The following is a 15,188-nucleotide window of genomic DNA, read 5'->3' on the forward strand; positions in this document are numbered from 1 at the left end:
GCGGCGCCGGCTGGCCGCCGCTCAGCGCAGGCTGAACGACGTGCCGCCCGCGGTGAGCGCCTTCATCGCGGCACCGCCGACCGCAGCGCCGAACTTGCGCGCGACGCGGTTCGTCAGGCTTTCCTTCACCGTATAGTCGACGAGATCCGGCGCCTTCAGCACGTCGCGCGCGACCGTGTCGGTCGTGCCGTAGCCGTCGGCGAGCCCGAGCTCGACGCTCTTTTCGCCGGTCCAGAACAGCCCCGAGAACATGTCGGGCGTTTCGTGCAGCCGCTTGCCGCGGCCGTCCTTCACGGCCTTGATGAACTGCGCATGGACCTGGTCGAGCAGCGCCTGCGCGTGGGCATCCATCTTCGGCGTCTCGGGCGAGAACGGGTCGTAGAAGCCCTTGTTTTCGCCCGACGTATGCAGGCGGCGATCGACGCCGAGCTTGCCCATCAGGCCCGTGAAGCCGAACCCGTCCATCAGCACGCCGATCGAGCCGACGATGCTCGCCTTGTCGACGAAGATCTTGTCGGCGGCGGACGCAATGTAATAACCGCCCGATGCGCACATGTCGGTCACGACGACGTACAACGGCTTGTCCGGATACTTCTTGCGCAGCCGGCGGATCTCGTCGTAGACCATCCCGGCCTGCACCGGGCTGCCGCCCGGGCTGTTGATCCGCAGCACGACGCCGGCCGTGCCGCTGTCGTCGAAAGCAGTATCCAGCGCCGTGTTGATGTCGTCGGCGTTCGCGTTGGTGCCCGCCGCGATCTCGCCGTCGATCGTCACGAGCGCCGTGTGGCGCCCGCTCGCCGAGAATTTCGAGTCGCTCGAGAAATCGATCAGCGCGAACGCGAGCAGCACGAACACGCCGAGGAACGCGAAACGGAAGAAGATCTTCCACCGCCGCGCGGCGCGCTGTTCCTTGACGGCCGCGAGCGCGATCCGCTCGAGCGCCGCGCGCTCCCAGTTCGGTTCGCGGCTGTCGGAACGGGACGAGGAATCAGGAAGGTTCGGTTGGTCGGCCATGCAGTGGTGTCGTCAGTCGGTCGTGGCGGGAGGGGGCGAAGCGGCGGGACCCAGGTCGGCATCCGGTAGCCAGAATACCGCACGCCCGTCCGGCGTGTCGCGCTCGTCGACCTCGACCGGCCGCAGGCGGCCGCCGCGGCACGGGCCGCCGACGCACTTGCCGGTATCCGGCGCGTAGATCGCGCCGTGCGTCGCGCACATCAGGTACAGGCCCGACGACTCGAAGAACTGCCCTTCGGCCCAGTCGAGCTCCATCGGCACGTGCGCGCAGCGGTTCAGGTAGCCGTATGCACGGCCTTCGTAGCGCACGAAGAACACGACCGCCTGCTCGCCGCGCAGCGTCGCATCGACGCGCACGCCGGCACCGCCGTCGGCCAGCGCGTCCGATGCGCACACGCGCACGGCATCCGGCGCCGCGCTCACGCGTGCTCCCGCAGCCACGCGGCCAGCGCGCCGACGTCCGGCGCGACGAAGCGCGGTGTCAGCGCGGCCAGCGCATCGGCCGTGTGCGCGCCGTACGCGACGCCGATGCCGGCCGCCCCCGCACTCGCGGCCATCTGCAGGTCGTGCGTGGTGTCGCCGATCATCACGGTACGCGCGAGATCCTGCCCCAATTCACGGGTCAATTCGTGCAGCATTGCCGGATGCGGCTTCGAGAACGTTTCGTCGGCGCAGCGCGTCGCATCGAACAGGCTCGTGAGCTTCGATTGGTCGAGCACGCGGTTCAGCCCGACCCTGCCCTTGCCGGTCGCGACCGCGAGCAGGTAGCCGGTATCGCGCAATTCCGCGAGCAGTTCGCGCACACCGGCGAACAGCTCGATGCGCTGATCGTCCAGCAGGTAGTGATAGCGGTAGCGTTCGGCCAGCCGCGGATAGTCGGACGGATCGAGGGTCGGAGCAGTAATCTGCAGTGCATCGCGCAGGCCGAGGCCGATGACGTAGCGGGACGCCTCGTCCGACGGCGTGGGCAGGCCGAGATCGCGGCAGGCGGCCTGGATGCTGTGCGCGATGTGCGCAGTCGAATCCATCAGCGTGCCGTCCCAGTCGAAGACGATCAGATCAAATTGCTGTCGGGCCATGCGAGTCAGGCGGTATCGCGCAGAGCGCGGAGTTGATCGAGGAAGCGCCGGCATTCGTCCGGCAGCGGCGCATCGAACTGCAACGCCTCGCCGGTCAGCGGATGCGCGAGCTTGAGCCGGTGCGCATGCAGGAACATCCGCTTGAGCGACGGTTGCGCGTTCGCGCGCGCCAGCGCCTTGTTCAGTGCGAAATCGCCATACTTGGCGTCGCCGGCGATCGGCAGGCCGAGATGCGCGAGGTGCACCCGGATCTGATGGGTCCGACCCGTCTTGAGTTCCGCCTCGACCAGCGCGTAGTCCGGCCAGCGCTCGATCAGGTTGAACACCGTGTGCGACGGCAGGCCATCGTCCTGTACGCGCACGCGCCGCTCCCCTTCCGGGGTCGAATACTTGAACAGCGGAGCCTTCACCACGCGACGGCGGCCCCAGTCGGGCTGCCATTCGCCGTGTCCGCACGCGAAGTAGCGCTTGTCCATCCGGTTCTCGCGGATCTGCTCGTGCAGGCCGACGAGCGCCGTGCGCTTCTTCGCGAGCATCAGGATCCCGGAGGTCTCGCGGTCGAGCCGGTGCACGAGTTCGAGGAATTTCGCGCGCGGGCGGGCCTGGCGCATCTGCTCGATCACGCCGAACGCGACGCCGCTGCCGCCGTGCACGGCGACGCCGGCCGGCTTGTTGATGACGAGCAGCGCGTCGTCTTCGTACAGCACCTCGAACTGCGCGGGCGGCACGATCGGCGTGTCGGCGCGCGCGAGGTCGGCCGCCGCCACCCGCACGGGCGGCACGCGGACGAGGTCGCCGAACGCGAGACGGTACTGGGCGTCGACCCGACCCTTGTTCACGCGGACTTCGCCGCTGCGCAGGATCCGGTAAATATGGCTTTTGGGCACGCCTTTACAGACGCGCAACAGGAAGTTGTCGATCCGCTGACCGGCCGAGTTTTCGTCGATCTGGATCATCGATACCTGGCCGCTTGCGACTGAATTCTGGGATATTTTGCCTAACTCATTCATACTGAATATAATTTTGCCCAGCCTGACGTTGAGGGTGGCCTGACAGGCCGGTCCCGACGGAATCGGGCAAGGCGCAAGCGCAAACCGTTATTTTACTTGCGCCGGGGGTCTGCTGCTCGCCCCTAATCAAAGAGATGCAGCAAGTTGCACGCACGGCGCCGGCCGTCGGCAAGGATCGCGCCCACAGGCGGATTCGGTCGATCAGGCGCCGCGGTAACGGAAAGTTGGTTGAAAAGAATTTGATCGGCAGCCCGACGGCGCGAGGTGCGTCCGCAGGCTGCCGGTTGCGAAAATTACGGCGTTGCGCCCGATTTGGCCCCGCGAAGCGTGCGGGGCTTGGCGACGTCAAACCAGGGAAGTACACCCCAGGCGGGAAAGTCGGGCTGGATTCGATACTCCCCGCTGCGGCCCAAGCCGCAGCATCTGCCGCCCGTCGGCGCGCGCGACGCATTGCGCGCGCCCCGTGGCAGTGCCCCGGTCTCAGGCTTAGCGCGCTTTCGCAGCGTGCGGTGTGTGGACGCCGTGCTTTGAAGCCGTGTTCGCAGGTGCCCTATGGCCGCCGGCCCCGTCTTTCGGGCCCAAGCGCCTCTTCAGGCAATTCTCCCCGCCATCCTTCCCGCTCCAGCGTGCTTGTGACAACACAACAAGGTGCGGCCTGCCGTCGTTCCCGCCCTCGCGACTGACAACCGCGAGGCGCCGGCAGCAGAGCCGCCTGGAGTCGTTCATGAAACGCATGCTGTTCAATGCGACGCAGCAGGAGGAGCTGCGCGTCGCCATCGTCGATGGGCAAAAGCTCATCGACATCGACATCGAGACAGCCGGGCGCGAACAGCGCAAAGGCAATATCTACAAAGGTGTCATCACGCGCATCGAGCCGTCGCTCGAAGCGTGCTTCGTCAACTACGGCGAAGACCGCCACGGCTTCCTGCCGTTCAAGGAAGTCGCCCGCCAGTACTTCAAGGAAGGCATCGACATGCGCTCCGCGCGCATCCAGGATGCCCTGCGCGAAGGCCAGGAGCTGATCGTCCAGGTCGAGAAGGAAGAGCGCGGCAACAAGGGCGCCGCCCTCACGACCTTCATCTCGCTCGCCGGCCGCTACCTCGTGCTGATGCCGAACAATCCGCGCGGCGGCGGCGTGTCGCGCCGGATCGAAGGCGACGAGCGTCAGGAACTGCGCGAAACCATGGCGCAGCTGCAGATTCCGGACGGCATGAGCATGATCGCCCGCACCGCGGGCATCGGCCGCAGCGCCGAGGAACTGCAGTGGGACCTGAACTACCTGCTGCAGCTGTGGCGCGCGATCGAAGCGGCGTCGCAAAGCGGCAATGCCGGCCAGCCGATGCTGATCTATCTGGAATCGAGCCTCGTGATCCGCGCGATCCGGGACTATTTCCAGCCCGATATCGGCGAAATCCTGATCGACACGACCGAGATCTACGATCAGGCCCGTGCGTTCATGGACATCGTGATGCCGGACAACGTGTCGAAGGTGAAGCGCTACCACGACGACGTGCCGCTCTTCTCCCGCTTCCAGATCGAGCACCAGATCGAGACCGCGTACTCGCGCACGGTGCCGCTGCCGTCGGGCGGCGCGATCGTGATCGACCACACCGAGGCGCTCGTCGCGATCGACGTGAACTCGGCGCGGGCGACCAAGGGCGCGGACATCGAGGAAACGGCGACCCGCACGAACCTCGAGGCGGCCGACGAAGTGGCCCGCCAGCTGCGCCTGCGCGACCTCGGCGGCCTGATCGTCATCGACTTCATCGACATGGAGTCGGCGAAGAGCCAGCGCGAAGTCGAGCAACGCCTGAAGGACGCACTCAAGCACGACCGTGCGCGCGTGCAGATGGGCAAGATCTCCCGCTTCGGCCTGATGGAACTGTCGCGCCAGCGCCTGCGTCCGGCCCTGTCGGAAGGCAGCCACGTGACGTGCCCGCGCTGTAACGGCACGGGCCACATCCGCGATACCGAATCGTCCGCGCTGCAAGTCCTGCGGATCATTCAGGAAGAAGCGATGAAGGAAAACACCGCGGCGATCCATTGCCAGGTGCCAGTCGAGGTGACCGCCTTCCTGCTCAACGAAAAGCGTCAGGAAATCAACAAGATCGAGTCGCGCTTCAAGGTCGGCATCGTGCTGATCCCGAACAAGCACCTCGATACGCCGCATTACAAGCTCGAGCGCCTGCGCCATGACGACGCGCGCCTCGACGATCCGCGCGCGTCCTGGAAGATGGCCGAGGAAGCCGCCCGCGAACTGGAGTCGGAAACCGGCTACAGCAAGCGCGCGGCCGACGTGAAGCCGAAGCAGGAAGCGGCGGTCAAGGGCATCACGCCCGAGCGTCCGGCACCGAGCCCGGCACCGCAGCGCCCGGTCGAGCCGGTTGCGGCACCCGCACCGGTCGCCGCGGCGAGCGGCGGCTTCATCGGCTGGCTGAAGGGTCTGTTCGGCATGTCGCCGGCTCCGGCGCCCGCGCCGATCGCACCGGCGCCGGCCAAGGAACAGGCTGCCCGTCCGGCCCGCGAGCGGACCGAGAAGACCGAGCAGCGCGGCGGCGATCGCAACCGCAATCGTCGTGGCGGCGCCCAGCAGGCTCAGGGTGGTCGCGACCAGGCAGCGGCAGGCCGTGGCCAGTCGCAACGCCAGGAACGCGAAGGCAAGGAAGCGCGCGAGCCGCGTGAACCGCGCGAGGGTCGCGAACCGCGTGAAGGCCGCGAGCCGCGCGAAAGCCGTGAAGGTCGTGAGGGCCGCGAAGGTCGCGAGGGCCGTGGCCCGCGCGAAGGCCGCGAATCGCGCGAGCCGCGTGAAAGCCGTGAGCCGCGCGAACCGCGCGAGAACCGCGAACCGCGCGAGCGCACCGAGCAGCCGGAAGCCGTCGAGGCAGCCGGCCGCGGCGAGCGCCAGGAACGCGGCGAACGTCGCGAGCGCGGTGAGCGCCGCAAGCCGACGCAACACGCGGCTACGCTCGAGACCGTCACCCGTGGCGAGAACCATCCGGAAGCGGAAGCCGACCAGGCCGCAGCCGTCGCCCTGCCGGGCGCCGATGTCGCAGCCGACGCGGAAGCCGGCGCACGTGACGGCGAGGAACGTCGTCGCCGCCGCCGCGGTCGCCGCGGCGGTCGTCGCGAGCGCGAGGACGAAGGCGCAGTCGTCGACCACGCCGAGCAAGGCGCGGACGGCGAAGCCGTGCAAGCTGTGACGACGGAAGCCCCGAGCGCGTTCGAGCCGGCCCATACGGCCGCACCGGTCGCCGTGGCAGCGGTCGCCGCAGCGGGCGCCGTGGTAGCCGAGGCCGCAGTCGAACAGCGTGCCGAAGCGGTCGAGCCGGCCGTGGTCGAGCCGCAACCGGCACCGGTTCGCGTCGAAGCGACGCCGGTCGCGCCGATCGAGCCCGCCCCGGTCGCACCGGTCGCCGAATCGGTACCGGTCGCGCCGGCCGCTGCTCCGGAAGCCGGCCCGGCACCGGTCGCGGTGTCGCCGACCGATGCGTTCGAAGTGCCGGCTGCCGTCGAAGCGCCGCAGTTCGCGCCCGTCGAGCAAGCCGCACCGGCATCGGTCGCCGCGGTTGAAGTCGCTCCGGCACCGGTCGCCCCAGCACCGGTCGCGCCGGCAGCCGTCGAACCGGCTCAGGTCGAACCGGCCCCGGTCGAAGCCGTTGCCGCGCCCGCGCCGGCGCCGGTTCAACCGGCCGCTGCGCCCGCTTCGGCGAGCCTCGACGTCGTGCTGGAACAAGCCGGCCTCGTGTGGGTGAACACGGATGCCGCCAAGTTCCGCGCTGCCCAGGAAGCCGCGTCGCGCCTGCCGCGTCCGGCCCGCGTGCCGCGCGAGCGCAAGGCGCTGCCGCCGGTCGATACGACCCCGATGCAGCAGGTCGAGACGTCGCACCATTAAGCGGCGCATCGCCCGACCAGGAAAAGCCCGCCTCCGGCGGGCTTTTTCATGTCCGCGCTGCGGGTTTCCGCCCACCGGCCCGGCCGGCCGCTTGCGGCTAAAATAGAAGACTGGCTCGCACTTCTTTCAACATGTCCCGACGCATCATTCCCCTCGCCGACGTCAGCGGGATGCCGGATATCTCCGGCGTCGCGCATACCCCTGACGGCGCCCTGGCCGACACGTTCGCCAGGCCGCTGCGCGACCTGCGCATCTCGGTGACGGATCGCTGCAACTTCCGTTGCGTGTACTGCATGCCGCGGGACGTGTTCGACAAGGACTACCCGTTCCTGCCGCACAGCGCCCTGCTCACGCACGAAGAGATCGAGCGCGTGGCACGGCTGTTCGTCGCACACGGCGTCGAAAAGATCCGGATCACCGGCGGCGAGCCGCTGCTGCGCAAGAACCTCGAGTTCCTGATCGAGCGCCTCGCGCGCCTGACGACCCACGACGGCCGCCCGCTCGACCTGACGCTGACCACCAACGGCTCACTGCTCGCGCGCAAGGCGCGTGCGCTGAAGGATGCCGGCCTCACACGCGTGACGGTCAGCCTCGACGCGCTCGACGACACGCTGTTCAAGCGCATGAACGATGCCGACTTCGCGAGCGCCGACGTGCTCGACGGCATCTTCGCCGCGCAGGCCGCGGGCCTCGCGCCGGTCAAGGTCAACATGGTCGTGAAGCGCGGCACCAACGACCGCGAGATCCTGCCGATGGCCGAGCGCTTCCGCGGCACCGGCGTGATCCTGCGCTTCATCGAATACATGGACGTCGGCACGTCGAACGGCTGGAACATGACCGAAGTGCTGCCGTCCGCGGACGTCGTCGCGCGGATCGCCGAGCAGTTCCCGCTCGTTCCGCTCGAGCCGCACACGGCGGCGGAAACCGCGCAGCGCTGGGGCTATGCGGACGGCAGCGGCGAAATCGGCGTGATCTCGAGCGTCACGCAGGCATTCTGCGGCGACTGCACGCGCGCGCGGCTGTCGACCGAAGGCAAGCTGTACCTGTGCCTGTTCGCGTCGACCGGCCATGACCTGCGCGCACTGGTGCGCGGCGGCGCGAGCGACGCCGAGATCGCGACCGCGATCGCCCGGATCTGGCAGGCCCGCACCGACCGCTACTCGCAGCTGCGCGGCAGCGCGGCCGCCGACGCCGCGCCCGACGGCGCCGGCAAGCGCGTCGAAATGTCGTACATCGGCGGCTGACGCGCGCCGCCCGCCCCGCTTTCCCGCGATGTCCGCTTCCGCCTCGCCTTCCATCACCGGCCTGCTGCTCGCGGGCGGGCGCGCGACGCGCATGGACGGCGCAGACAAGGGCCTGCAGCTGCTCGACGGTACGCCGCTCGCGCTGCACGTGCTGCGCCGGCTCGCGCCGCAGGTCGACGAGACGCTGATCAGCGCGAATCGCAACGCCGCGCGCTACGCCGAACTCGGTGCGCCGTTCGATGCGCGCATCGTACCGGACGAAACCCCCGATTTCCCCGGCCCGCTCGCGGGCCTGCTCGCCGGCATGCGCGCGGCGCGCGCACCGCTCGTCGTGTGCTCGCCGTGCGATACGCCCTATTTGCCGGCCGACCTCGTCGCGCGGCTGCACGCGGCACTCGACGCGCAGCAGGCCGACATCGCGATGGCGGTGACCGTCGACGCGCACCACGCGCGTTCGCCGCAGCCGACCTTCGCGCTGCTGCGCGCGTCGCTCGCCGACGATCTCGCGGCCAGGCTCGCGGCCGGCGAGCGCAAGGTGCGTGCGTGGTACGCACGCCACAAGACGGTCGAAGTCGAGTTTCGCGACGAGCGTGCGTTTTACAATGCCAATTCCTGGCAGGAACTTGCCGCGCTTGCCCGCCGCTGACGGCACCGGCATCCGTTCCCGCCCGCCGCATGCGCCTTCGCGCTTCGGCGCCCTCCGCGGGCCACCGGCCACGAACCCGATACGCCTCGCGGCGCAGTCCGACTGATGATCACGCAATCCTCGCCCGCCTCCCGAACCGCACCCGATTCCGCGGCCCCGCTGTCGCTCGCCGATGCGCAGGCGCTCGCGTGCCGGTTCGCGGTGCCGGTCGACGCGTGCGAAACGGTACCGCTGCATGACGCCCTCGACCGCGTGCTCGCGGCCGACGTGAATGCGCCGTTCGACATTCCCGCATACGACAACTCGGCGATGGACGGCTACGCATTCGACGGCAGCGCAGTCGCGCTGGCAGCGGCCGCCGACATCGCGCTGACGGTCGCCGGCACGGCACTCGCCGGCCATCCGTTCGATGGGGCCGTGGTGCCCGGCACGTGCATCCGCATCATGACCGGCGCGGCGATGCCGGCCGGATGCGACACGGTCATTCCGCAGGAACGCGTGCGCGTCGACGGCGACGTCATCCGCTTCGCCGCACACGAGGTCGCGCGCGGCGCAAACTGCCGCCGGGCCGGCGAAGATCTCGCGCGCGGCGCCTGCGCGCTTGCCGCCGGCCGCATCCTGCGCCCGTCCGATCTCGGCCTGCTCGCATCGTTCGGATTGCGCGAAGTCACGGTGCGCCGCCGCGTGCGCGTCGCCGTGTTCTCGACCGGCGACGAACTGCGCGAACCCGGCGAGCCGCTCGGCCGCGGCACGCTGTACGACAGCAATCGCGGGATGCTGGTCGCGATGCTCGAAAGGCTGCACATCGACGCACTCGATCTCGGGATCGTCCGCGACGATCCGGCCGCGCTCGAACGCGCATTGCACGATGCGATCGCCGCACAGGCCGACGCGGTGATCACGTCCGGCGGCGTATCGGTCGGCGAAGCCGATTTCACGCGCGACGTGATGGCGCGGCTCGGCGACGTGACCTTCGCGAGCCTCGCGCTGAGGCCCGGCCGGCCGCTCGCGTGCGGCACGCTCGCGCGTGCGGGCGACGGCCGCGTGCTGTTCTTCGGGCTGCCCGGCAATCCGGTCGCCTCCGCCGTGACGTTCTACGCGATCGTGCGCCCCGCACTGCTGACGCTGGCCGGCGCGCACACGCCGCCGCCGACGATGTACACGGCACGCAGCACGCAGGCGCTGAAAAAGCGTCCGGGCCGTACCGAATACCTGCGTGCGATCGCGACGCGCGCCGCCGACGGCCAGTGGCACGTCGCGCCGGCCGGTTCGCAGAGTTCCGCATCGCTGAGCGGCCTTGCGGCCGCCAACTGTTTCATCGTCCTGGGCCACGATTCCGCGGCAGTCGACGCGGGCGCCCCGGTCGACATCCTGCCGCTCGACGGCCTGATCTGAATTCCAATCGGTATATTTCTACGGGGGCAATCCGCACATGAAGAAACAAATCTCGTCGATCGCCGCGGGGCAGACCGCGAAGGCGCTGATCCTCGTCTACCTGACGTTCAGCGTGCCGATCGTGCTGCTCGGCATCCTGGTCGCGTACATCCGTTACGGGATGGTCGAACTGAGCACGATCCTGAGCGCGCTGCTGCTGAACGCGATCCTCGGTTTCGTGCTGCTGTGGATCGCCTGCCACGCGTACAACTGGGTCGCGTCGCGCTTCGGCGGCATCGAGATCGTGCTGTCCGATCCGCCGGAGGAAGCGTGAGCGGCACACCGCTGATCCGCGCGGCCGAAACGCGCGACGTTGGCGCGATCCTCGCGCTAATGCGCGAGCTGGCCGAGTTCGAAAAGCTCACGCACCTGTTCGTCGCGAGCGACGCCGACCTGGCCGACGCGCTGTTCGGCGAACGCCCCGCCGCCGAAGCGCTGGTGGCCGAGCGCGACGGCGCGATCGTCGCGTATGCGCTGTTCTTCCACAACTATTCGACGTTCCTCGGCCGGCGCGGGCTGTATCTCGAGGATCTGTACGTGCAGCCGTCGCAGCGGGGCACGGGCCTCGGCACCGCGATGCTGCAGCACCTCGCGGCACTCGCCGTCGAGCGCCGCTGCGCTCGCTTCGAATGGTCGGTGCTCGACTGGAACCAGCCGGCGATCGACTTCTACGAGAAGATGGGCGCGACCGTGCTGCCGGAGTGGCGCATCGTGCGCGTCACCGGCGACGCACTGGACGCGCTCGCCGCACGCTGAACGCGCGCCGGCTACGCCGGTCGCCGTGTCAAAGGAAAACGGGCGCCGCGGCGCCCGTCTTCGTTCCAGCCGGTTTCGGCTGCGTGCATCATGCGGGATGCGTCATGCGTCGTCCGCATCGGCGCCGTCGGCGGCTTCCGCGCCGAGCAGCCCGGCCGCCGTCTCGCCCGGCAACGCCTCGACCTGTTTCAGCTTGCGGTTCATCACACGGGTGCGCTGCTCGGCGGCCTCGATCGAACGCGTGACCGTCTCGAGCTGCGCCTTCGTGCGTGCGAGCACGTCGCCAAACTTGCCGAATTCGGTCTTCACCGCACCGAGCACCTGCCATACCTCGCTCGAGCGCTGCTCGATCGCGAGCGTGCGGAAGCCCATCTGCAGGCTGTTCAGCAACGCGGTCAGTGTGGTCGGCCCGGCCACCGTCACGCGATAGTCGCGCTGCAGCAGGTCGGTCAGCCCCGGGCGGCGCAGGATCTCCGCATAAAGCCCCTCGGTCGGAAGGAACAGCAGCGCGAAATCGGTCGTATGCGGGGGCGCGACATACTTCTCGGCGATCGTGCGCGCCTCCATCCGCACGCGCGCCTCGAGCGCACGGGCCGCCTCCTCGACCGCCACCGAATCGGCACGCTCCTGCGCATCGATCAGGCGCTCGTAGTCCTCACGCGGAAACTTCGCGTCGATCGGCAGCCACACCGGCGGCGCGTCGCGCGTGCCCGCGTCGCGTCCCGGCAGCCGGATCGCGAACTCGACGCGTTCGCTGCTCTTCGGCACCGTCGCGACGTTCTTCGCGTACTGGTCGGGCGTGAGCATCTGCTCGAGCAATGCCTCGAGCTGCACCTCGCCCCAGGTGCCGCGCGTCTTCACGTTGGTCAGCACCTTCTTCAGGTCGCCGACGCCGGCCGCGAGCGTCTGCATCTCGCCGAGCCCGCGGTGCACCTGCTCGAGCCGGTCCGAAACGAGCTTGAACGATTCGCCGAGCCGCTGCTCCAGCGTCGCATGCAGCTTCTCGTCGACGGTGCGGCGCATCTCCTCGAGCTTCGCCGCGTTGTTCGTCTCGATTTCCTTCAATCGCTGTTCGAGCGTCGCACGCACTTCGCCGATCCGGCGATCGTTGGCCTCGGTCAGCTGTGTGAGCTGCCGGTTCAGCGTGTCGCCGAACAGACGCAGCGCGACCGTCTGCTCTTCGCGCGCCTGCTGCGCCTGGCGCTGCACGCTCTCGCGCATCGCGTCGAACTGCTGCGCGTTGCCCGCGACCAGCTTGCCGAGCTGTTGCGCGAAACCGTCGATCTGGTTGTTCTGCACGGTCGCGATGCTCGTCAGCTGCGTCGCGAGCGTCTGCTGAAGCTGCGAGAAACTGCCGGCCAGCTCGGTGCGCGAACCACGCGCGTTCTCGACGATCTCGCCGCGCAGCTCGCGTTCGAGCCGCTCGACCGCAAGCGCCTGCGCGTGCGCGGCGTCCTCGATCTGGTCGCCGAGCACGGCCGCGTCGTCGTGGCGGCCGCCGCCGCGCACGATCGCGACGATCGCCACCGCCAGCGCGACGGCCAGCACGACGACCGCCGCCAGCAACAACATCGTCGTCATGCGCGCGGCTTCCCGATCACGTCAGGGTTGATCGGATTCGGCGGCTGCCCCGCGCGCGGCCCTTCGCCCAGCGCGGCGATCAGGTTGTCGGCCGCGAGGTTCGCCATCGCGCGGCGCGTCTTTTCGGTCGCGCTCGCGATATGCGGCGTCAGCACGACGTTCGGCACCTCGAGCAGCGCCGGGTGCACGCTCGGCTCGCCTTCGAACACGTCGAGGCCGGCCGCGGCGATCGTCCCGTCGCGCAGCGCGGCGGCCAGCGCCGCGTCATCGACGATGCCGCCGCGCGCGATGTTGGTCAGCGTCGCGGTGGGCTTCATCTTCGCGAGTTCGGCCGCGCCGATCGTATGATGGTTCTCCTTCGTGTACGGCAGCACCAGCACGACGTGATCGGCGCGCGTGAGCAGCGCATCCTTCGACACGTATTCGGCGTTCAGCTCGGCCTCGATCTCGGGCGCGACCCGCGACCGGTTGTGATAGATCACCTGCATCCCGAAGCCGCGCGCGCGGCGTGCGAGCGCCTGGCCGATGCGCCCCATGCCGATGACGCCCAGCGTCGAGCCGTAAATGTCGCCGCCGAGGAAACCGTCGTACGCCCACTTCTGCCAGTGCCCGGCGCGCAGCCAGTGCTCGGATTCGGCGATCCGGCGCGCGGCGGCCATCATCAGCGCCCAGCCGAAATCCGCGGTCGACTCGTTCAGCACGTCGGGCGTGTTGGTGCCGAGCACGTTCGCCGCGTTGAATGCGGCCATGTCGAAGTTGTTGTAGCCGACCGCCATGTTCGACACGACGCGCAGGCGCGGCGCCGCCGCGAGTGCAGCCGCCCCGACCGGGTCGCCCGCCGTCAGCGCGCCGTCCTTGTCCGCGAGACGCGCGGCGAGCGTATCGGGGGCGAGCGCGTCGCCGTTGTTCCAGTCGACTTCGAAATACTGCTCGAGCCGTTCGATCACGTCCGGAAAGATCGGACGTGCGACCAGGATCTTCTGCATCGCCATCTCCGCATGCCGCGGCCGGAACGCGGCGCATCGTGCGCCGCCCGAACCGTCCGCGCTTGGTTGAAAATCGTCAGCCTACGCCGTGAAGAAGATCCACGACGTAAGCAGGAATACAGGTACCAGTATGGCGAACGCCCAGCCGAGATACGCGAAGAAGCTCGGCATCTTCACGCCGCGCGATTCCGCGATCGCCTTCACCATGAAGTTCGGCGCGTTGCCGATGTAGCTGTTCGCGCCCATGAACACCGCTCCCGCGGAGATCGCGGCGAGCGTCGTCGCGCCCGCCGTCATCAGCGCTTGCGCGTCGCCGCCCGCGAGGTTGAAGAACACGAGGTAGGTCGGCGCGTTGTCGAGGAACGACGACAACAGGCCGGTGGCCCAGAAGTACATCGCATCGATCGGCTTGCCGTCCGACCCCGTCACGAGATGGACGATCTGCGCGAACGCACCGTCCGCCCCCGCGCGCAGGATCACGATCACCGGCGCGATCGTCACGAAGATTCCCGCGAACAGCTTCGCGACCTCCTCGATCGGCGCCCAGTTGAACGCGTTGCCTTCGCGCGCGGAGCGCGGCGTCAGCGCAAGCGACGCGAGTGCCACGACAACCAGCGCGACGTCGCGCACGAGATTCTGCAGCGCGACGTGCGTGCCCCACACGTCGAACGTGATGCCCGGCTTCCAGATGCCGCTCATCAGCACGAGGCCGATCACGGCCGCGAGCAGCACGAAGTTGACCTTGCCGTCGATCGACAGCGCGCCATCGTCAGGTGTCGGGTCGAGCACGACCGGCCGCTCCTCGCCGCCCTTCCGGTAGAAGTACGTATCGAGCACGAAGAACAGCGTCAGCAGCACCGCGCAGATGAACAGCATCGGCAGCGCGAGATGCGTGGTCGTCCAGAAGAAGCTCACGCCGTTCAGGAAGCCGAGGAACAGCGGCGGATCGCCGAGCGGCGACAGCGAGCCGCCCGCGTTCGCGACGAGGAAGATGAAGAAGATCACGACGTGCACGACGTGCCTGCGATTGTCGTTCGCGCGCAGCAGCGGCCGGATCAGCAGCATCGCGGCGCCCGTCGTGCCCATCACGCTCGCGAGCAGCGTGCCGAGCGCGAGGATCGCGGTGTTCAGCTTCGGCGTGCCGTGCAGGTTGCCGTTGACGCAAATGCCGCCGGCGACCGTATACAGCGCGGTCAGCAGCACGATGAACGGGATGTACTCCTCGAGCAGCGCGTGCACCAGCGTTCCGAACGCCGTGCCCGCGCCGAACGCGACCGCGAACGGGACCAGAAACGCGATCGCCCATGCCGCGGCGATCTTGCCGAAGTGGTGATGCCAGAACACCGGCGCGACGAGCGGGAACACCGCGATGGACAGCAGGATCCCGGCGAACGGGATGCCCCAGAGTGCGGACAGCGTGGCACCGTCGAGCGTGGCGGCCGATGCGAGCGCGGGAACGGCGCCAAGCGCGGCTCCCGACGCCATGCCCGCCCAGGCGGCATGTCGTTTCATGCAGAACTTCCTTGTGCGAGTGAGTCGAGTGAGG

Annotated in this window: 13 protein-coding genes; 6 read left to right on the forward strand and 7 right to left on the reverse strand. The window is 68.9% G+C overall.

Features of this window, described 5'->3' with window-relative positions; all coding sequences use genetic code 11:
* Positions 1-21: 21 nt before the first annotated feature.
* From DID99_RS16785 to DID99_RS16800, 4 genes are read right to left on the reverse strand one after another with little or no spacing between them, the layout of a single operon-like run.
* On the reverse strand, positions 22-1,014 hold the full coding sequence (locus tag DID99_RS16785; RefSeq protein ID WP_124487461.1) for a S49 family peptidase: 993 nt from the start codon (positions 1,012-1,014) through the stop codon (positions 22-24).
* A gap of 12 nt (positions 1,015-1,026) precedes the next feature.
* Complete coding sequence (locus tag DID99_RS16790) at positions 1,027-1,437, reverse strand: Rieske 2Fe-2S domain-containing protein (RefSeq protein ID WP_124487462.1); 411 nt, start codon at positions 1,435-1,437, stop codon at positions 1,027-1,029.
* Positions 1,434-2,093, reverse strand: coding sequence for an HAD-IA family hydrolase (locus DID99_RS16795; protein ID WP_044844782.1), 660 nt, complete (start codon positions 2,091-2,093; stop codon positions 1,434-1,436). Before DID99_RS16795 ends, DID99_RS16790 begins: the two co-directional genes overlap by 4 nt.
* A 5-nt stretch (positions 2,094-2,098) precedes the next feature.
* Entirely contained in the window at positions 2,099-3,103 is a 1,005-nt protein-coding gene (locus DID99_RS16800; RefSeq protein ID WP_124667184.1) for an RluA family pseudouridine synthase, read from the reverse strand.
* Positions 3,104-3,827: 724 nt separating this feature from the next.
* Here DID99_RS16800 and DID99_RS16810 point away from each other — a divergent pair.
* From DID99_RS16810 to DID99_RS16835, 6 genes are all read left to right on the forward strand, one after another.
* Positions 3,828-6,995 (forward strand): Rne/Rng family ribonuclease, encoded by a 3,168-nt coding sequence (locus tag DID99_RS16810; RefSeq protein WP_124571097.1) that lies wholly within the window; start codon positions 3,828-3,830, stop codon positions 6,993-6,995.
* Positions 6,996-7,126: 131 nt separating this feature from the next.
* Positions 7,127-8,239, forward strand: coding sequence for a GTP 3',8-cyclase MoaA (gene moaA, locus DID99_RS16815; protein WP_124487465.1), 1,113 nt, complete (start codon positions 7,127-7,129; stop codon positions 8,237-8,239).
* A 28-nt stretch (positions 8,240-8,267) separates the two neighbouring features.
* Positions 8,268-8,885, forward strand: a complete 618-nt coding sequence (mobA, locus tag DID99_RS16820) for a molybdenum cofactor guanylyltransferase MobA (protein ID WP_124487466.1) — start codon at positions 8,268-8,270, stop codon at positions 8,883-8,885.
* Between the two features lie 105 nt (positions 8,886-8,990).
* Complete coding sequence (gene glp, locus DID99_RS16825) at positions 8,991-10,280, forward strand: gephyrin-like molybdotransferase Glp (RefSeq protein WP_124487467.1); 1,290 nt, start codon at positions 8,991-8,993, stop codon at positions 10,278-10,280.
* Between the two features lie 37 nt (positions 10,281-10,317).
* Positions 10,318-10,593, forward strand: a complete 276-nt coding sequence (locus DID99_RS16830; RefSeq protein WP_006476519.1) for a hypothetical protein — start codon at positions 10,318-10,320, stop codon at positions 10,591-10,593.
* Entirely contained in the window at positions 10,590-11,075 is a 486-nt protein-coding gene (locus DID99_RS16835) for a GNAT family N-acetyltransferase (protein ID WP_124487468.1), read from the forward strand. The genes DID99_RS16830 and DID99_RS16835 overlap by 4 nt, the downstream gene beginning before the upstream one ends.
* Before the next feature lie 102 nt (positions 11,076-11,177).
* Here the strand turns inward: DID99_RS16835 and DID99_RS16840 are convergent, their stop codons facing one another.
* From DID99_RS16840 to DID99_RS16850, 3 genes are all read right to left on the reverse strand, one after another.
* Positions 11,178-12,656 (reverse strand): DNA recombination protein RmuC, encoded by a 1,479-nt coding sequence (locus DID99_RS16840; RefSeq protein ID WP_124487469.1) that lies wholly within the window; start codon positions 12,654-12,656, stop codon positions 11,178-11,180.
* Entirely contained in the window at positions 12,653-13,642 is a 990-nt protein-coding gene (locus tag DID99_RS16845; RefSeq protein WP_124667185.1) for a D-glycerate dehydrogenase, read from the reverse strand. The genes DID99_RS16840 and DID99_RS16845 overlap by 4 nt, the downstream gene beginning before the upstream one ends.
* 81 nt (positions 13,643-13,723) lie before the next feature.
* A complete protein-coding gene (locus tag DID99_RS16850; protein WP_124667186.1) occupies positions 13,724-15,154 on the reverse strand; it encodes a sodium:proton antiporter in 1,431 nt (476 codons plus the stop codon).
* Between the last annotated feature and the right edge of the window lie 34 nt (positions 15,155-15,188).

The organism is Burkholderia sp. Bp8986 (genome assembly GCF_003854225.1).
Lineage (GTDB): Bacteria > Pseudomonadota > Gammaproteobacteria > Burkholderiales > Burkholderiaceae > Burkholderia.